15 protein-coding genes are annotated in these 19,272 nt (G+C 61.7%); 3 read left to right on the forward strand and 12 right to left on the reverse strand.

The window, feature by feature from the left end; all coding sequences use genetic code 11:
• Positions 1–36 precede the first annotated feature (36 nt).
• Positions 37–906 (forward strand): arabinose operon transcriptional regulator AraC, encoded by an 870-nt coding sequence (gene araC, locus ABUK12_RS06835; RefSeq protein WP_410016569.1) that lies wholly within the window; start codon positions 37–39, stop codon positions 904–906.
• A 146-nt stretch (positions 907–1,052) separates the two neighbouring features.
• Here araC and ABUK12_RS06840 read toward each other — a convergent pair whose 3' ends face one another.
• The 4 genes from ABUK12_RS06840 to ABUK12_RS06855 all read right to left on the reverse strand — a co-directional run bounded on the left by ABUK12_RS06840 (position 1,053) and on the right by ABUK12_RS06855 (position 8,200).
• Positions 1,053–2,435 (reverse strand): MFS transporter, encoded by a 1,383-nt coding sequence (locus ABUK12_RS06840; RefSeq protein WP_410016570.1) that lies wholly within the window; start codon positions 2,433–2,435, stop codon positions 1,053–1,055.
• A 147-nt stretch (positions 2,436–2,582) separates the two neighbouring features.
• Entirely contained in the window at positions 2,583–3,464 is an 882-nt protein-coding gene (locus ABUK12_RS06845) for an aldose 1-epimerase (protein ID WP_410015571.1), read from the reverse strand.
• Entirely contained in the window at positions 3,442–4,872 is a 1,431-nt protein-coding gene (locus ABUK12_RS06850) for a sugar porter family MFS transporter (protein ID WP_410015572.1), read from the reverse strand. The genes ABUK12_RS06845 and ABUK12_RS06850 overlap by 23 nt, the downstream gene beginning before the upstream one ends.
• A gap of 10 nt (positions 4,873–4,882) precedes the next feature.
• On the reverse strand, positions 4,883–8,200 hold the full coding sequence (locus ABUK12_RS06855) for a DUF5107 domain-containing protein (protein ID WP_410015573.1): 3,318 nt from the start codon (positions 8,198–8,200) through the stop codon (positions 4,883–4,885).
• A gap of 112 nt (positions 8,201–8,312) precedes the next feature.
• Here ABUK12_RS06855 and ABUK12_RS06860 point away from each other — a divergent pair, with 112 nt between their 5' ends.
• The gene (locus ABUK12_RS06860; RefSeq protein ID WP_410015574.1) at positions 8,313–9,545 is read left to right on the forward strand and encodes an ROK family protein; all 1,233 of its coding nucleotides are present in this window, start codon (positions 8,313–8,315) and stop codon (positions 9,543–9,545) included.
• Positions 9,546–9,583: 38 nt separating this feature from the next.
• Here the strand turns inward: ABUK12_RS06860 and ABUK12_RS06865 are convergent, their stop codons facing one another.
• Positions 9,584–11,839 (reverse strand): heavy metal translocating P-type ATPase, encoded by a 2,256-nt coding sequence (locus tag ABUK12_RS06865; RefSeq protein ID WP_410015575.1) that lies wholly within the window; start codon positions 11,837–11,839, stop codon positions 9,584–9,586.
• Between the two features lie 85 nt (positions 11,840–11,924).
• On the opposite strand from ABUK12_RS06865, the gene cadR reads away from it, so the two are divergent.
• Complete coding sequence (gene cadR, locus ABUK12_RS06870) at positions 11,925–12,356, forward strand: Cd(II)/Pb(II)-responsive transcriptional regulator (protein ID WP_410015576.1); 432 nt, start codon at positions 11,925–11,927, stop codon at positions 12,354–12,356.
• A gap of 179 nt (positions 12,357–12,535) precedes the next feature.
• Here cadR and ABUK12_RS06875 read toward each other — a convergent pair whose 3' ends face one another.
• From ABUK12_RS06875 to ABUK12_RS06905, 7 genes are all read right to left on the reverse strand, one after another.
• Positions 12,536–13,777 carry a pyridoxal phosphate-dependent aminotransferase gene (locus ABUK12_RS06875; RefSeq protein ID WP_410015577.1) on the reverse strand — a complete coding sequence of 414 codons (1,242 nt, stop codon included), beginning with the start codon at positions 13,775–13,777 and terminating at the stop codon, positions 12,536–12,538.
• A 114-nt stretch (positions 13,778–13,891) separates the two neighbouring features.
• A complete protein-coding gene (locus tag ABUK12_RS06880; protein WP_410015578.1) occupies positions 13,892–14,866 on the reverse strand; it encodes an arginase family protein in 975 nt (324 codons plus the stop codon).
• A gap of 4 nt (positions 14,867–14,870) precedes the next feature.
• Positions 14,871–15,671 (reverse strand): amino acid ABC transporter ATP-binding protein, encoded by an 801-nt coding sequence (locus ABUK12_RS06885; RefSeq protein WP_410015579.1) that lies wholly within the window; start codon positions 15,669–15,671, stop codon positions 14,871–14,873.
• The gene (locus ABUK12_RS06890; protein WP_410015580.1) at positions 15,668–16,390 is read right to left on the reverse strand and encodes an amino acid ABC transporter permease; all 723 of its coding nucleotides are present in this window, start codon (positions 16,388–16,390) and stop codon (positions 15,668–15,670) included. The genes ABUK12_RS06885 and ABUK12_RS06890 overlap by 4 nt, the downstream gene beginning before the upstream one ends.
• Before the next feature lie 3 nt (positions 16,391–16,393).
• The gene (locus tag ABUK12_RS06895) at positions 16,394–17,053 is read right to left on the reverse strand and encodes an amino acid ABC transporter permease (RefSeq protein WP_410015581.1); all 660 of its coding nucleotides are present in this window, start codon (positions 17,051–17,053) and stop codon (positions 16,394–16,396) included.
• 31 nt (positions 17,054–17,084) lie between these two features.
• Positions 17,085–17,939 carry a transporter substrate-binding domain-containing protein gene (locus ABUK12_RS06900; protein ID WP_410015582.1) on the reverse strand — a complete coding sequence of 285 codons (855 nt, stop codon included), beginning with the start codon at positions 17,937–17,939 and terminating at the stop codon, positions 17,085–17,087.
• A 33-nt stretch (positions 17,940–17,972) separates the two neighbouring features.
• Positions 17,973–18,938 (reverse strand): agmatinase, encoded by a 966-nt coding sequence (locus ABUK12_RS06905; protein WP_410015583.1) that lies wholly within the window; start codon positions 18,936–18,938, stop codon positions 17,973–17,975.
• Positions 18,939–19,272 lie beyond the last annotated feature (334 nt).

Raw genomic sequence — 19,272 nt, forward strand, 5'->3', positions numbered from 1 at the left:
TGCAATGGACAGACAGGATATCGGGGATTACCCATGGTGAAGATGAATGATGCCGATATGGTAAATTTTTCGCCGCTGATGAAAAGTTTTACCTTCAATGCCTATATGGTATCGGGGTTTACGCCAATTTCACCCGGCAGCAAGCTGGACTTTTTCATAAACCGGCCCAACGGCATGAAAGGATATATGCTTCATCTGACGCAGAAGGGCGAAGGATTGATCCATACCCCTTCCGAGCCTTTTATCTGTCGCCAGGATGATATGCTGTTGTTCCCCCCCGGCATTCCTCATCACTACGGCCGGGCCGAGGGCAGCAACGCCTGGGACCATCTGTGGATTTACTTTATCCCCCGCCCCTACTGGATCGACTGGCTGCATTGGGATGCAACCGGGGACGGCATCGGCAGATTGCGGCTGGATGACAATGTCGAGGACATGACCTTGCTGTTTAAGGAGGTCATCCACCACAACGCGGCCAACGAATCGCTGGCGGACGCGTTGGCGATGAATGCCCTGGAACGCATTATCCTGATGTGCTTCGAGCGGCAGCCCATAAGCAATCGTCATAATCTCGACCCCCGGGTGAAGTCGCTCTGCCAGTACGTCAATGAACATATTGACGAAGAAATCCGCATCGATCATCTGGCGCGCATGACATTTTTATCGCCGTCGCGCCTGGCGCATCTGTTCAAGCGCGAAATGGGACAAACCATCTTTGCCTGGCGGGAAAAGCAGCGCGTTTCCCGCGCCTGCGATTTATTGCAGAAGTCCCATCTGTCCATTGCGCAGATTTCGCTGGCGGTGGGTTATGACGACCCGCTCTATTTTTCCCGCATATTTCGCCATCATCTGGCCGTCAGTCCACGCGATTATCGCAAAAAGTTCGAGAAGATGCCCAGTATATGACATCGCCCACCAGATTATCGGCTATCTGGGACGCGGCCACGCCGGCGCCCAAGGCACATATCATTTCTGAAAAAGCGTCCGCTGGGCGAAGATCCGCAGCGACACCCGCGGATTGATCGTATAGCCCGTGACGAGGCGGCATCAGATCAGATATCTTCCAGATCAAGACCACGCGTTTTCGGGCCGAACACCGCAATCACGCCCATCACAATCAGCATGCTGACCACGATAAACGCGATGACGCCCTGCACGCCCGTATGCTGCAGCAACAGGCCGATAATGATGCTGCTGAACACCGTCGACAGCCGGCTGAAGGAATAACAAAACCCCACGGCGCGGGCGCGGATAAAGGTGGGAAACACCTCCGACTGATAGGAATGGTAGCTGTAGGTCAGCCAGGCGTTGGACCAGGTGACAAAAAAACCGCACAGGATAAGCAGCAGCGGATTATTCTGCACCGCGAACAGCGCGCCGAAAATAACGGTCACCAGGCAGGATAAAACGATTTGCCATTTATTTTCCATTTTATCAGCGTAAAGGCTGCATAACAGGGAACCCAGCGGATACGCCAGGGTGATAAAAAAGGCGTACAGCAGACTGTGGGTAATGGTGGCGCCCCGGCCCGCCAGCAGCGCCGGCAGCCAATTGCCGAAACCGAAAAAGCCGATGGCCTGGAAAAAATTCATCACCGACAGCATCAGGGTCCGGCCGCGATAGGGCGCGGACCAGATGTCCCGGAAGGTGCCGGCTTTCGCCGTCGCCGGCGCCTGGTCGCGCCGGGGAAAATCAACGGCGGCGGTAATGCCGCAGCGTCTTTCCATCTCCAGCATCACCTCGCGCGCCTCGCGGTAGCGCCGCTGCTGCACCAGCCAGCGCGGCGATTCCGGCAATTTCTTGCGCACCAGCCAGATGACCAGCGACGCCACGGCCCCGGCGATGACCACATAACGCCAGCCGGTCAAGCCGAAAATAGTCTGCGGCACCAGCCACCAGGACATCAGCGCCACCGCGGGCACCGACAGGAACTGGATGAAAAACGAGAAGGCGAACGCCTTGGTGCGCAGACCCGCCGGGGTCCATTCCGCCAGGTAGGTGTCGATGGTCACCAGTTCGATGCCCAACCCCACGCCCACCATAAAACGCAGGAAAATAATCCACTCCGCCTGATGCTGAAAAGCCAGGCATAACGAAAACAGGCCGTACCAGGCCAGGGCGAACATAAAGGTCAGCCGGCGGCCATACCTGTCGGCATACGGACTGAGCAGGCTGGCGCCGATAAACAAGCCGAGGAAGGTGGCCGAGGCGAACGCCGCCTGATCGGAGACGCCGAACACCCCCTGCGCGCCGGTATGGAAAATGCCTTCCGCCACCAGTCCGCCGCTGATATAGCCGGTCTGGAACAAATCATACAGCTCAAAAAAACCGCCCAGGGCCAGCAGTATGATAAACCGCCACAGGCCGGCGGTTGCCGGCAAGGCGTCGATGCGAACCGATAAATCTTCTTCATAAATGGTTAATGGGGCCGCCATCTCGGCATTTGAAACGTACGCGTCACTCATTGTTAACCCTGCCATAACAAACATAAGCTTGCATGTTAATGGCTTTTTACTGCGGGAAACAACTCCCTTTAGCAAGATAGTGTATCGCCGCTGCCCGGATTGCCTTCGTGACGCCGGTTAGCCCGGGGAGGACCGCCGCCGCGCCGTCGTCCCGGCCCAGCCGATGCGCATGGCAAGCCGCAGGGTCCCGCCCGGCGCCAGCACCGCCAGTCCCGGCATGCCGGGCTGGTTATGGGCGTTCACCGGATGGGTTTGAGGTTCCAGGCAGATAAAATCGCTGTTTTGCGGCTGATAGACCATCAGGATATCCGTCGCGCTGTCCAGGGTAACGGTGGCGCCGCTGCCGGCATCATGCAATACCGCCCTGCCGGTCCAGCCGGAAAAGGCATTATTCATCCAGCCCGCCCCCGGCAAGCGGGGCGTGGCGAAATCCCAGCCGCTGGGCACCTCTTCCCGCCAGTCCGCCGGCAGGTGATGGGCGCGCTCCGGCCAGTAGCCCCGCGCCTGAAACCACAGCGTCATGGCCGGGGTTTTGCAAAAAAACGGATGAAACCCCAGCCCGAAAGGAAACGGCTGGGCATCGGTATTGGTGATGCTCAGGGTGGCCAGCAGGGCATGGTCCCGCAGTTGATAGCTCAGCTGCGCACGGTAACGGCAGATGTCCGTCAGCGTGCGGGAGAGGGAAAACGCCACCGCGTCGGGCGCAGAGTCCGCCACCGTCCAGGCCGACAGCCAGCCGTCGCCATGTAAAAAAAACCGTTCGTCCCAGGGCGAGCGGGGAAAGGTGATCGTCCGCCCCCGCCAGTTGAACGCATTGCCCTCCACCCGGTTCGCCAGCGGCAGCATCGGGAATAAGGCGCACTCCCCCGGCGGCGCCAGGGGATCCCGTGCCGGGCGCAGGATCGCGATCCCGCTGCGGGTGGCCAGGCTTAATACCGCGCCGCCCTGCGCCCGGCACCGCAAGACGAGCGCCTCGTTACTTAGCGTGATGCTGTTCATAATCCAGCTCCGCCTGGTCGCCGAAGCGTTGTTCCAGCGCCTCCAGCGTGACGCCTTTGGTTTCCGGCACCTTGCGCCAGATAAAGGTAAAACCCGCCAGGCAGATAACGCCGTAGAGCAGGAAACTGCCCGACGCGCCCAGCGCGGCGTTTAACAGCGGGAAGGTGTAGGTCAACAGGAAACAGGCCACCCACAGGGAAAAGGTGCCGACCGCCATCGCCATGCCCCGTACCCGGTTGGGGAAGATTTCCGACAGCAGCACCCAGGTGACCGGCGCCAGGGTCAACGCGTAAATGGCGATGGCCACCAATACCAGCAACAGTACCGGCAGGCCCAGGATGCCCATGGCGTAGGCGGCGGCGATTAAACCGTAGATAATGGTCAGCCCCAGCGACCCCAACAGCATCAGCTTGCGGCGGCCCAGCTTATCCACCAGCGGCAGGGCGATAAGGGTGAAAATCAGGTTGATAAGGCCGGTGGCGACAATGGATTTGAGCGTATCGTTGATATCGAATCCGGCGGAGGCGAAAATTTCCTGCGCATAATTGAAGATCACATTAATGCCGCACCATTGCTGGAATACCGCCAACACGATGCCGATGATCATCACCGGCCTTACCCGGCGGGAGAACAACTGCGGCAACCGTACCCGGCGGGTATCGTCCCCGGCCATGGACTGGCGGATCTCCGCCAGCATGGTGCGGGCGTATTGGGCGTTGCCGATTTTGGCCAGCACTTTTTCCGCCTGGTCGAAACGGCCCACTTTCACCAGCCAGCGCGGCGACTCCGGCACCATAAACAGCAGCAGCAAAAACGCCACCGCCGGCACCGCGCCGGAGCCGAACATCCAGCGCCAGCCCATCTGGCCGTTCCAGGACTGGGCGATGTCGGCCATGCCGGCATGCGCCGCCACCGGCTCGGCGATCATCAGATTCACCAATTGGGCGGCCAGCACCCCGATAACGATGGTCAACTGATTCACCGCGACAAAAATACCGCGTTTTTCCGCCGGGCTGACTTCGGCGATATACATCGGCGATAATGCCGACGCCAGGCCGATGCCGAGCCCGCCGATAATGCGAAACGCCACGAATAAAGAGAAATTATGCGCCATCGCCGCGCCCCAGGCCGACAGGGTAAACATCACTGCCGCCAGCAGCAGGGGCAGCTTGCGGCCAAAGCGCTCGGACAAGGTGCCGGAGGCGATGGCGCCCGCCACGCAGCCCGCCAGGGCGGAACTCATCGCCCAGCCGGACTGGGCCGGATTGGTAATACCAAAATAGGCTTCATAGAACGGCTTGGCGCCGCCTATCACCACCCAATCATAACCGAACAGCAGACCGCCGCAGGCGGCCACCAGGCAGATAGCCCAGACGTAGGGTAAATTCAACGGACTTGTGCTTTTCATGAGACCACCCCTATTGGTTTTGTTGTGAGCAGTCCTGCAATTCGCCGGTCAGCGTAGGGGCCAACACCGCGAATAACTGCGCCTTATCATGGTTGGGATTACAGGCGAGCAAGGCGTCGAGCTGCTGTTGCCAGCGCAGGGTATCGCCGAGCCCGAGGGCTGCCAGGGCGCCGACAAACAGGCAGTGCTGACGGTGGTTTTGTGCCGGGTCATTGTCCAGCACCACTAAATCGGGCAGGGATACCGCAAAGAAGTCCGTCGCCACCGGCCGGTCGAGGGCGGCGTCGGACCAGTGCCGCAGGGCGGTAAAGAGGTCGTGCGCCTCCCGGACGCGGCCCAGGCGCGCCAGCGCCGCGCCCTGGTAGAACACATAATCCACCGGCTGATCGTTGTAATAACGGCTTTCATTGACCTCGCCGTTGCCCCGTGCCGCCCGTTGAAAATGCGCCCGCGCCTGTACGTCGTCCCCCAGGCGCTGCGCGCAAATGCCCAGCCAGAAGTAAATATCGTTGTCGGTTTGCCCCACCAGCCGCCCTTCCCCCAGGTTCGGCGGATAGCGCAGCGCCGCCTGCAGGCTTAACGACGCGGTATGCGGCTTACCCGCCGCAAGCGCGCCATGGGCCTGGCGAAGCTGCGCGATCAGGTATTGGGCGGTCACTTTGCCCTCGCCGCCTTCCCAGGGGTGGAAGACATGGGACAACAGCACCGACAGCGCTTTTTCCGGTTGCCCGAGCTGATTATATAAACTCAGCAGCTCGGCAATCAGGTCGTCGCGCCGGAGGACCACAGGCATATGCGCCGTCAGTTTGGCCAGGCGTTCCGCCGGTTTGACCCCGCATAACCTGCGCAGGCAATCCCCTTCAAACAGCAGGCGCGCGTCGGTGGGGGCCAGGGTGAACGCCTGTTCCAGATGGCGGGCGGCCAGCCGGCGATCCTGTTGCTTATTGAAATAGAAAACCCCCAGGTCGCGCCAGACGCCGGCAAAAGCGGGCTGCAGCGCAAGACTGCGCCGCCAGCAGTCCACCGCCCGCGGGTAGTTGCGTTTGCTGTAATGGAAGCACCCCAGCAGATACTGGGCGAAATAGCACTCAGGCAGTTGTTCCAGCATCGCCACTTCCGCCAGTTGGTTGGGGAACCGCACCAAGCGGCCGAAGTTATCCCGCGCCTGCTGCAGTAACGCCAGGTATTGCCCTGGCGAAAGCGTCCCTTTTGCCAGGACGGCGCGTAAATACAGCGGCAGGGTTTCCCGGCTGTCGAGCAGCGTCAGGATGGCGAGGGCCTCGTCACGCAGGCCGAACGATAGCAGGGTAGTGGCGATGCCCAGGGCGTTAACGCCCCGATCGCCGGTGACCCGGCGCAGCTCGGCAAGCGATGCTTCCTGGTTATCAAACAGATAACGCAGGGCAAACAGCACATAATGCAGGGGATAGACCTGCAGTTGCCGTTCAATATACGCCAGGCTTTCAGCCGGCCGGCCGGTGCGTTGCAGCAGGACGGCCCTCAGCGCCAGCAGCGGATAATTGGCGCCGTTGTTCAGCAGGCTCTGGTCGGCAAAGGCTAACGCGTCCCGCCACTGCCGGCGGCGGGCGGCGATGCGCGCCAAACCGAAAAAGCCCCCTTCCTTGCCGTTGCCGCTCCAGGTCGCGCGATAAAAATCTTCATAGGCGCGATCCCATTGCCGCAGGCGTTCCCAGGCACAGGCGCGTATCAGGCTGGCGCCGCCGTCCTGCGGATTTTTATTCAGGCGATGGCTACGGGCTAAAGCGGCATCGGCATAGGCGATCGCCTGCTCATAGCCGGCACGGTTATACTCTTTTATCGCCAGCGCCAGGTTGCAACGGTAGTCGCCGGCGTCCAGGGCCAGCCCTCGCCGGTAATACTCGTCCGCGCCCTGTCCGGCATGGTTATATTGTTCCAGGTGCTGGCCGATAAACCAGGCTTCGTCGGCGCTGTCGATATCGGCGGGCGGGCGCGGAGGCTGGGCCGGGGCCGGCAAAGGCGCGTCCGTGGGCTGGTGCTCAAGGTAGCTGAGGACCACGTTATTCTGCGTATCCCTGAGTTCGATGGACAACCGGCCGGAAAAATCGCCCGCTAATTCTTCCTGTAACGCCTGGGTGGGGGTCAGGTCCACCGTGATATCCAGTAGCGGCGCAGGCAGGCGCTGGTCGCGGATAACCAAACGATACCCATGCAGTATCGCCACCGCGTAGAGCCCCCATATCAATCCCGCCGCGGTTCTTTCGAGTTTCAGGGCGGCGGTGGTATTGGCGTTTTGCAGCGTGCCCAGGGTATTGTAAGGGAGGAAATTCTGCACAAAGCGCTTTTCTTCCCCGGCATCCAGCCAGCTGAAATCCGGCTGGTTATCGGTAAATACCCCGGTCATCAATTCAATATAGGGGCCATTGGCGTCGGTCAAGTTAGCGTCCCAGGCGCGGCCGAACTCGCCGTTGCCCCAGGTCCACTGTTTTTTCCCGGGCGACACATGATGATCGGCAATATGCAGTAAGCCGCCCTGCTCATCATGGCTGTAAGCGCCGACAAAATCGTAGTCCGACTTATAGGCCATATACGAGGTGGGCACCGGGATATTCTTATAACGGGAAATATCCACCCCGGCGGAATAATCGACTTTATAGTAGGTGCCGGTGGCGATGGGAAACGTGGATACATCGCGTTTGCCGTGATCAAATACCGCGGTGACATCGGGCGGAAAGATGCTTTGGTGATCGTCGCCGCCTTTTACCGCCGGATTCGCCCACCATAAAAAATGACGGGGCGTATCGTTGCCGTTGAAGATCCTGGCCGAAATTTCGATTAACGCCCGATCCGGATACAGGGTAAACCCGGTCATGACCTGCAGGCCGCGCATAGGCTCCAGCTCGCCCAGCCAGACCGTGCATGCGCCGTCCTCGTGCTGTTGCAGCCGGTAATCCACCGGCATATAGGTGGTCGGCCGGTGATGCTGCGGCCAGTTGAATTCGATGCCGCCGGATATCCACGGCCCGAGCAGGCCCACCAGGGCGGGCTTAATCACCTCGTTGTGATAAACAAAATCGCGCTGTTTGATCTTGTCGTAGGCGCGCTGGATACGCCCCCCCAGTTCCGGCAACAGCATGACCCGCAGATAATCGTTTTCCAGCCACAGCGCCTGATATTCCCGCGGCGCTTTTTCCCCGGTCAGGGTATCCGTTACGCCGTAGGGATAGACCGCGCCGGACGATCCCTGGTACACCCGATGTTCCAGAAACATCGGATGCGTATCCTGCCCACCGGTCAGGTAAGTGGGAATCGACACGCTTTCCCGCCACATCTTCACTGTACCTGTCATAGCCGCCTCAATTAAAGTTTTGATTAAACAAATCAGAGGAGGCAGTATAAAGGACAGTTTGTGGTCAATATTCGTCAAGCGGTCACGCAATACAGTTAAGTGAGTTGAGTGAATGAACCTCTGCGGCATGAACAGCCATATGATGCGCGGTCATAATAAAGCAGTAATAATCAGCCACTTATACCGCGAAAAAATCGCCAGCAAGTCTACGCTGGCACGATTAAGTCAATTGAGCATCCAGGCGGTGAGCAATATTCTGGATGAATTGCTTGCGGAGGGTTATTTGTGCCGTTCAGCACGCAATTTGCACAAGCGCGGCAACAACAGCGGCAGCTTCCAGATCGCCACCCGGGGCAATATCCTGTGCCTGAATATCTCGCCTTTTTTGATTGAAAGCGTCCTGGTGGATGGTCTGGTCCGGCCGCTGCAGCCCCTGCGGCAGCAGCCGGCGCGGATTGCCACGCCCGGGCAATTGGCGCAGGAAATCGAGCGGCAGTACCATGGATATCGCCAGCATGATCCACAGACGCCGCTGCGCATTGCGCTGTCCATCCACGGCCAGGTCAATCCGCGCACCGGCGTGTCGGAAAGAATGCCCCAGGCGTTGTGGCACGAGCCCGTTGAACTGCGTTATCTGCTGGAAGAGAAACTGGCTACCCGGTTGTTGATGGACAATGATTGCGTGATGCTGGCGCTGGCGGAGAAATGGCAGAACCGGGCTAACGCCGGTGATTTTTGCGTTATCAACGTCGATTACGGCATCGGCTCATCCTTCGTTATCGATCGTGACATCTATCGCGGTACGCTGTTCGGCAGCGGCCAGATCGGCCATACCATTATCGATCCCGACGGGGCGGCCTGCTCGTGCGGGCGCTACGGTTGCCTGGAGACCATCGCCTCGCTCTCTTCCCTGAAGAAAAAGGTCAGGATGCAGTTAAAAATGACCCCGGACAACGACCTGGAAAACCAGCAGATCACCACCGCCTGGCTGCTGAGTGAATTCCACGCCGGCAACCCGTCGGTGCGCTTGCTGGTGCAGAACGCGGCGCGGGCGATCGGGCTGAGCCTGTATAATTTCCTCAATATCCTGAATATCAACCGTATTTATCTCTACGGCCGCAGTTGTCAATTCGGCGCCGACTGGCTGGCGATCATCCATGAGCAAACCCGCTATAATCCCTTCGATCACGCCGAGACCGCCATAGACAACGCGACACAGATTCTGGTGGGCGGATTGAGCCGGCAACAGCAGGTGATGGGCATCGGTTTTCTCTATGCCGAGGACATCCTGAAAAACGGACTGTTCGATCGCGCCGCGCCGGAGGTCCAGGCGCGGCAGGAGTGACCGCGCTGCGCCCGAACGGCGGAAAACGGCCGCCGGCGCTACTGGCGCGTCAGGCGCAGTCCGTTCGCCACCACCAGCAGGCTGGCCCCCATATCGGCGAACACCGCCATCCACATGGTGGCCATGCCCAGCATGGCCAGGATCAGGAAGGCGGCCTTGATGCCCAGGGCCAGCGTAATATTCTGCACCAGCACCCGGCTCGTGGTGCGCGACAGGCGCACGAAGCGCACTATTTTATTCAGGTCGTCATCCATCAGCGCCACATCGGCGGTTTCAATGGCGGTATCCGTGCCCGCCGCCCCCATGGCAAAACCGATATCGGCCCTGGCCAGGGCGGGGGCATCGTTGATGCCGTCGCCCACCATGCCGACCTTGCCCTGGCGCGCGTACTCCTCCACCGCGCGCAGCTTGTCCTCCGGCAGTTGATCGCCCAGAGCCTCGTCGATGCCGACCTGGCTGGCGATGGCGCGGGCGGTATGGGCGTTATCGCCGGTCAGCATCACGGTTTTGATGCCCAGAGCCTGCAGCGCCTTGATGGCGGCGCGGCTGCTTTCCTTTACGGTATCCGCCACCGCGAACAACACCAGTACCCGTTCGCCGTCGCTGAGCATGATAACGGTCTTGCCCTGCGCCTCAAGCGCGCCAAGCCGCGCCTCCAGCTCGGGCGTACACACCCCCAGTTCATGAATCAACCGATGGTTGCCAAGCTGGTACTGTACGCCGTCCACCGTGCCGCGCACGCCGCGTCCCGGCAGCGCGCCGAAATCGGCGACGTCCGGCGGCGGCGCGTCATTGCCCCGGTCCGCCGTCGCCACGGCGCGGGAGACCGGGTGATCGGAGCGGGAGGCGATGGCGACGGCGACAAGCACCGGGTCCCGCCCCTCCCCTTGCGCCAGCGGCACGGTATCGGTCAGCGCCGGTTTGCCATGGGTAATGGTGCCCGTCTTGTCCAGCGCCAGCCAGGCGAGCTTGTGGCCTTCCTCAAGATAGACGCCGCCCTTGATCAGAATACCGTGGCGGGCGGCCGCGCCCAGGCCGCTGACGATGGTCACCGGCGTCGAGATCACCAGGGCGCACGGGCAGGCGATAACCAGCATCACCAGCGCCCGGTAGGCCCATTCGTACCACCCGCCGCCGAACAACAGCGGCGCCCCCAGGGCGATGGCCAGGGCGAGGACAAACACCGCCGGCGTATAGATCCGCGCGAACCGGTCGATAAAGCGCGCAGTGGGCGCGCGCGCGCCCTGCGCTTCCTCGACCGCATGGATAATGCGCGCCAGGGTGGATTGGGTGGCGGCGGCCGTCACCCGGAACTCAAACGCGCCCGATCCGTTAATCGTGCCGGCGAACACCGTATCGCCGGCGGTTTTTTCCACCGGCAGGCTCTCACCGGTGATGGGCGCCTGATCCACGCTTGAGGCGCCGTCCGTGATCACGCCGTCGAGAGCGATGCGCTCGCCGGGTTTTACCCGCACGATCCGGCCCGGCGCAATATCCCCGGCGGCCACGTCGGCCCAGCCGCCGTCCGGCAGCCGCACCGTCGCCAGTTCAGGGCTGAGCTGCACCAGTCCGCGGATGGCGTTGCGCGCCCGGTCCAGGGATTTGGCCTCGATAAGCTCGGCCAGGGTAAACAGCACCATCACCATGGCCGCTTCCGGCCATTGGCCAATCAACATCGCCCCCGTGACGGCGATGCTCATCAGCGTATTGATATTCAGATTGCCGTGGCGCAGCGCAATCCAGCCTTTCCGGTAAGTTTCCAGGCCGCAGACGGCAATGGCCGCCAGCGCCAATACCGCCCCCGCCCATTGGGGCCATCCCGCCCAGTGGCACGCTTCCGCGCCCAGCGCCGCCGCGCCCGCCAGCGCCAGCGGCCACCAGGGTTTAGCCGCCGGCGTCTCCGGCGGCCGAGCGTCCACCACCGGGCTGCTGTCCATGCCCAGCGCGCGGATCGCCGCCTCGACGGCGGGCAGGGCGCCTTCGCTATGAGCGACGGTCAGCACCTGCCGCATCAGGTTGAACTCCATGCCCTGCACGCCGGGCATACCGCCCAGCGCCTTGCGGATCATGCCCTCTTCCGTCGGGCAATCCATCTGGGCGATATACAGGCGGCTGATCAGGCTGCCGGCGGGAAAGCCGGCCGCGCCCGGACTGGCCGCACTGGCGGTGGCGGAGTGCGCCGCATCCGTCCGGCAGCAGGGCTGAGGCGGGTTATCCTGGCCTAATGGCCCTGAAACACGGGCGCGACAGCAGTCGCGGGGAGTGGTGATGGGGGTCATGCGCTGAAAAGCCATGTTGTGCTCCTGTTAGCATCCGTTATGGCGTATTGCACACCCTGAAGCTACTATAGAGTCAAGCCATATAATAAAGGAGCCCGTGATGAAAATCGGTGAAGTCGCGTTAACGGCGCATTGCACGGTGGAAACCGTGCGTTTTTATGAAAAACAGGGTTTGCTGCCCGCCCCCCTGCGCACCGCGGCCAATTACCGCAGCTATACGCCGCAGCACGTGGAGCGCCTGCGGTTTATCCGCCACTGCCGCGTGCTGGATATGACCCACGGGGAAATTCGCCAGTTGCTGGATCTGGTTGAAAAGCCCGATGCCGGATGCGGCGCGGTCAACCATCTGCTTGAGGAGCATATCGCCCACGTGGAGGCGCGCATCGCAGAGCTTACCCAGCTTAAGGGGCAGCTTACCGACCTGCGCCGGCGCTGCCAGCGGGAACAGCGGGTGGATGGCTGCGGCATTGTGCAAGGCATTGCGGCAATGGACACCGGGCCGGCGCCGGAGCGGCATACGCATTTGGGCTGAATGTCCGATCTCGGCGGATGAACGGGGTAACCCGCCGCCCAGCGCTAATTATCTTAGACGCCTGACGCCGTCGGCAGGACGAGGACATTGCCGGGGCCGGCATCGGCCGCTTTACCCCTCGCGGTTGGCGACATGAGGGTCAAACCCTGGCTCCGCCGGGAGGCAGGATGCCGCGCCACTCAGCGTGGTTGCTTTGCCAAGCCCGTGGCCAGGAACGCGCGCAGCCTTGCCACCCCCTGTGCGAGCCTGTCCTGCGAACTGGCGAAACACCAGCGGATACAGCCCTCGCCCGCCGGGCCGAACGCACTGCCCGGCGCCAACCCCAGCCCGGCGTCGGCCACCAGCGCCTTGCACAGCGCCAGGCTGTCCCGCAGCCCCGCCACACGGAAAAAAAGATACATGGCGCCCTGGGGCAAGGGCGTTTCTATCTGCGCAAAGGCGCTCAGTTCGCGGTAGAGAAAATCCCGCGAGGCCTGGAATCGGGACAGGGTGTCGCGCAGCGCCGCCTCCCCCTGGCTGACCGCCGCCAAGCCCGCCTTTTGCACGAATGCCGGCGCGCAGCTGCTGTTATATTCGATTAATTTACCCATATCCTCTATCAGCGTATCGGGCACCACCATCCATCCCAACCGCCAGCCGGTCATCATCCAACTTTTGGAAAAGCTGTTAATCACGATCAGTCGATCCCGCGCATCGGCAATATCAAGAAACGACGGCGCACAGCGGTTTGCGGGCATGTCAAACACTATGCGGCCGTAGACCTCGTCGGAGACAATCCAGATACCATGCCGGCGGCAATGCGCCAGCACCATCGCCTGCTGCGCCGCCGACATTACCCAGCCGCTGGGATTATTCGGCGAGTTAATCACCAGCGCCCGCGTGCCCGGCGTCAGGGCGGCAAGCAACGTCTCCATATCCAAGTGCCAGCGGGAGACGTTTTGCGGTTCACGCAGCAGCCGCAGCGGCACTTCCGCCACCCGCGCGCCGAGAATTTTCGGAATTTCCACCAGGTTCGGCCACACCGGCGTCACCACCACCACCCGGTCGCCGGGATGGTAAAGCGCCTGCGCCGTCAGCATCAGCGCCGACACGCCGGAATTGGTCACGGCAATGCGGTTTTCGTCCACCGGCCGGTGCCAGGACGACAGATAACGCGCCAGCGCCTCGCGCAGCGCCGGCTCGCCCAGGTTGGGGGTATAAAACGTCTCCCCCGCCGCCAGCGACGCCTGCGCGGCGGCGCAGATAAACTCCGGCGTGCTGCGATCCGGTTCGCCAAACCAGAACGGCAGGATATCCTCGCGGCCAATAGCGGCGTTGGCCACCTCGCGGATGGCGGAAAAACGCAGATCGCGCACGCCGGACCGCATCAGCGGCGCATCATCGGGGCCGGGCGGCAGCGCGCCATCGTCTGACAGTGACATGTCTTCGCCTTGTAAAAGATGAACGGCCGTGACCGTCGTCACGGGATTGCCCCAGATTAACAACGTTCGGCTGAAAAAGGGAGGCCGGCGCGCTGATATCCCGCCGGCAATATATTATTCCGCCGCGCCTTCCCGCGCGCGCCGTGACTCGCGCCAGCGCGGCTGGTCGCAGATATTGCCAAGGAACTCGATTACCACGTGCGCGCCCAGGTAAGACGTCACGCCGGAGCCGACATCCAGCAGCGGGTTGACCTCGACAAAATCAAAACCCACCACCTGATAGCGTTCGGCTATCGTCTTCAGGCTGTCGCGCAATTCGGCGTAGGTCATGCCGTCCGGCTCCGCCGAGACGCAGCCCGGCACCAGCGACATATCCAGCACATCCACGTCGATGCTGACATACACCCTGGCGTTTTCCGGCAGCAGCGCGCCGATACCCTGCGGCCCGATGCGCCGGAACTCGCCCATCGGAATCACCCGGTTTCCCCCCTCAATCACCTGCTCAACGATTTCCGCGCTGTGGCGCAGGCTGCGGATGCCAATCTGCGTCAGGCTGCTGGCCTTGGCGCGCTCCACCACATGGCGGAAAGCGTGGCCGTTGGTGTATTGCATATCCTGCTCCAGCGTGCCGTAATCCGTATGGGCATCAAAATGCAGTACGTGGATATCGCCGTCAAACGCACGGAACACCGGGTAGGTAATCGAATGGTCACCGCCCAGGATCACCGGCAGCGCGCCGCCGTCCAGGATGTGCTTAACCGCGTCGGTGATAAGCTCAAAGGTTTTTTCAACATTGGTGGGATGGATATCCACATCGCCGGCGTCCACGATCAGCCCGCCGCGGACCTCCTCGCCGAGGAATTCCCGCTTTTCCTCCGGGGAATAATAACCGCGATGCTCGCTGCAAAAACGCAGCGAGTGCTCGCGTAGGGAGCGCGGCGCCATACGGGTGCCGGGCATAAAGGGCGAGCCCTCGTCGAAGGGAATGCCCAATATGGCGATGGCCGCGTCCAGTTGGGTGATATCAGGCGCAATCCTGGCGCGTAAAAACGAAGGAATGCCGACAAACGGCCGGTTGACTCGGGACATGATGTTACTCCTGGGTAGAGGGATTATCGCGCCCCGACGCATAGGTCAGGGTCAGAAACTGCCGCAGGCGGGGATCGCGCGGGGAACCGACCAGCTGTGACACCGGCCCTTCCTCGACAATGCCGCCCTCGCACATAAACGCGAGGCGTCCGGCAACGTTCACCGCAAAACGGATATCGTGGGTGACAATCAGCATGGCCATGCCGCCCTGCGCCAGCGAGCGCAGCAGCGTCTGCACCTCGCCCACCAGCTCCGGGTCAAGCGCCGAGGTGGGCTCGTCGAACAGCATCACCGCCGGGTCCATCACCAGCGCCCGGGCAATCGCGGCGCGCTGCTTCTGCCCGCCGGAGAGCTGCCAGGGATAGCGGTCGGCTACCTGGGACAGCGCAAACTGCGCCATTTGCCGTTCCGCGCGCGCGTGGGCTTGTTCACCGCCGCGGCCCAATACCACCCGTTGCGGCGTGACGATGTTTTCGCGTACGGTGAGGTGCGGCCACAAATTGAACTGCTGGAATACCATCCCCAGCCGGGGGCGCAACATATCGATCTGGCGCCGGGACTGGTGGCGGATGATTTCCCCTTCCCGCCGCCGGCCGAAAGGGGCGCCGTTGATCTCGATAAAACCTTCATCCGGCGTTTCCAGCCAGGTCACGCAGCGCAGCAGCGTGCTTTTGCCACAGCCGCTGGGGCCAATCAGCGCCACAATTTCACCCGGGGCAATATCCAGATACACCTGATTAACGGCGCAGACCTGGCGAAAGCGTTTGCTGACAGCGGTGACGCGCAGAGCGGGCGGATTATTCATGGCATGTTCCGCCAGTCAAGGGAGAGGTAACGCCGGGCAATAGCACTGCGCTGTATAGCATGGCGGCTGGGTTGGCCGCCGCCCAGCTCCACGCGGCGGGCAATCTCGGCGACAAGCGCGGCGATAAGCCAGTACAGGGCGGTAATGGCGATAAACACCTCGAACGGCGCGAAGGTGGCGCCCTGCACCACCAGGCCTTGATAGGTGAGTTCCGGCACGGTGATGGAACTGAGCACCGCCGACTCCTTCATCATGGTCAGCGTCATATTGGTGGTGGGCGGCACCACCGCGCGCAGGACCTGCGGCGCGATAATATGGCGCATGGCCTGCGCAGGCGACATGCCTATCGCCCGGGCGGACTCAAACTGGCCGCGCGGCAGCGCCTGGATGCCGGCGCGCAGGATCTCGCCGTAGTAGGCGCTGGCATAGAGCGCCAGCGCCAGGGTACCCACCACCTCGGCCGGCAGACGCAGGCCGGTATAGGGCAACCCGTAATACACCACGAACAGAAAAATAATAAACGGCGCGCTGCGCAGGCAGGCGATATAGAGACCGATCGGCGCGGCCACCACCCGCAGCGGCACCAGGCCGAGTAGCGCCACCGCCATGCCCAGCAGGTAGCCGATGGCAAAGGCTATCAGCGTGATTTTCAGTGTCAGGCCGGCGCCCTGCAATAATAGCGGCCAGTAGGGGTAAAGCACGGTGAAATCAATATGCATACGTCATACCCGGGCGTCCGCTGCCCTGGCCTCCAGGTAGCTGCCGATGGCGCTGAACGCCAGATTGATCGCCAGAAAAATCAGCGCCGCGCCAAGCAGCGTTTCAAACGGCCGGTAATTACCGCCGGCAATTTGCTGCGCGGTGCGCAGCACGTCCACCACGGTAATGACCGATAGCAAGGCGGTGCCTTTGACGATAATCGTGGCTTCGTTGACAATGACCGGAATCATCCGCCGGAACAGCTGCGGTAAGACCACGCATTGCCATATGGCGCGTGGGGGCAGGCCGAGCGCCGCGGCGGCTTCGATATGCCCCGGATCGAGGGTGGCAAGGCCGCCGCGCATGGCTTCGGCCAGGAATACGGTACTGTTGAGGGTAATGGCGATTATGCCCGCCGCCTCGGGGCTGAGGTCCAACCCCAGAGCCGGCAATACGTAATAACAAATAAAAATCTGGATCAGCAGCGGCGTGCCGCGCACAAAGCTTATCAGCACCGCGGACGCCCTCCCCAGCCAGACGATTTTTTTCGCCCGCAACAGGGTAAACCCGGTTGAGAAAGCCAGCACCAGCAAAAAAATAATCACGGCCAGGCTAAGGTTGACCCATGCCGCCTCCAGTAAAGGCGGGAAACTGGAAAATAATGTTTGCCAACTGAATTTCATCGCCGGGTCTCCGCGTTCGGTTTAATGAAAATTATTGCGCGCCGGGGGGAAGATAGCCGCTATCCGGGATGTCCATGGTAAAACCGAACCATTTTTGCTGAAGTGTCGCCAGGCGCCCGTCATCACGCATGCTGCGGATAACGCCGGAGATAGCATCGCGCAAATCCTTATCTTCCGGACGGGTGACCCAGGCCAGGTAGTCATAGCCGCCCTGGTTGGGAATCGCCGTCATCAGCGCAAAGGTATCCGGCCGCTGTTTTACCAATACCGCCAGGCTCGGCAACGATTGCACCACCGCGTCCACCTCGCCGTTGGCCAGCGCCATATACGCTCCCTGGAAATCGGTAAACAGCTTGAGCTGCTTATACCCCGCGCCGCCGTCGGCCTTCAGTTTGGCGTCCAGGGCGCGCGCCACGGGTTCGGTGGACGACGCCAGCTGGGTTGCCACCACCTTGCCGTTAAGATCGGCCAGCTTGGCCAATGCGTCACCCTTGCGCTTGAGCAGATACGGCGCGCCGTTGGCAATGGGCAGGGTGTAGGCATAACGCTTGGCGCGCTCTTCGTTAATTCCCACCGTGGTGGCGACGAAATCAAACTTACCGGCCAGCAGCCCCGGCAAAATGCCCTGCCAGGGCAGATCCAGCTGTTTTACCTTCACCCCCAGCGTCTTGGCCACTTCCACCAGGATATCCGACCCATAGCCGACGATTTTGCCATCCTGCACAAACTCGAAGGGGGGAAACGCCGCCTCGGTGCCGACGGTAACGGTGCCGGTGCGTTTGATTTTTTCCAGCGCGGTTTCAGCCGAGGCCTGGCCGGCAAGCAGCCCAAGGCCGGCGCACAGCAGTACCAGCCGGACAATAAACAGGTGACGGGTTTTACGCATGATTAACTCCCATTGAGGACCGGTAAGGTGGCGTCAAGACTGCGCCGTGACAAAATAATCCGCCCGCACCGCCGCGCCGATCACATTCACCATCAGGCGCGCGGCGGTAATACAGCTGATATGATTCACATCTTTGGCGGGGGTAATTTCGACGATATCCATGCCCACCACTCTGCCCTTGCGTACCAGGGCATGGATCAGGCGGCGCACCTGATGAAAGGTGAGGCCGCCCGGCGCCGGGGTTTCCACCGCGGGCATCACCGTAGGATCCAGGCCGTCCGCATCGATGGTGATATAGAATTGACCGCCGTCGGGGATGCGGTCGATAACGGCGTCGATGCCCGCGTCGTGGACCTCGAAGGCGGGAATGATATGCGCGCCATAGGCCAGCGCCGCGTCCACTTCCTCGGTGCGGGCGCTGCCCTGGGCGCGAATGCCGATCTGGAAGATTTCGCCGATATGGGCCATTTCTGACGCGCGGCGGATGGGGCTGGAAAGACCGTTGCGTACGCCGTTCACCTCATTGCGCCAGTCGATATGCGCATCGATCTGAATCAGGGTAATCGGCCCCCGGCCCTCGAACGCCGCCAGGATGGGAATGGGGATGCCGTGGTCGCCGCCCAGAGTAATGGGCATGGCGCCGGCCGCGAGGATTTTACGGATCGCCTGCTCGGCGCGCGGGGTATGGCTGCTGAGATCGGCGGGATCCGCCAGCACATTGCCCACGTCCACCAGCTTGATCGGCCGGTTATCCAGGATCGGGCCGCCGACGTCGAAATCATACTGATCCTTGCCCTTGCTGACGGTGTCGCTTACGGCGCGCACTGCGTCGGGGGCATGGATCTGATCGTTGCTGATGGCATGAGGGGCGTAGGCATTGCCGTAGGGCAGGCCGATAATGGCGATATGCGCGTCCAGATGGTCGAGATCGGTGGACACCGGCGATCGCAGGAAGCCCTGGGGGCCGTGGGAGGGCGGAACGGTAAGGGGTTGCGACATGTGCTGCTCCTGAAGGATGGGTAACGCTTGGGAGTATAGATCGGTTGCCGGCCGCGCTTGGTAACCGCCGGTGAACCTATGCGTGTATGGCGTACACCCTTTTCGCCGGCAACATGCATCGGCCCGCTCCCGAGCCCCAGGATGGGGCATGCCTGCTCAGATAAAGAGCAGCCGTGGCCGGCGGTGACGCATCACCGCCGTCTCCCGGCATGGCATTTATCTTGCATGTTGTCTTTTGCATGTTGTATTTTGCGCGTCGTTTTTTGCGCACGTTTTTGTTGCAGGGTCCGTTGTTAGACCCACTCTGACCGCTCTCAGGGCGCACGTTAAGCGC

This window comes from Sodalis sp. C49 (assembly GCF_046352915.1).
Taxonomy (GTDB): Bacteria; Pseudomonadota; Gammaproteobacteria; order Enterobacterales; family Enterobacteriaceae; genus Acerihabitans.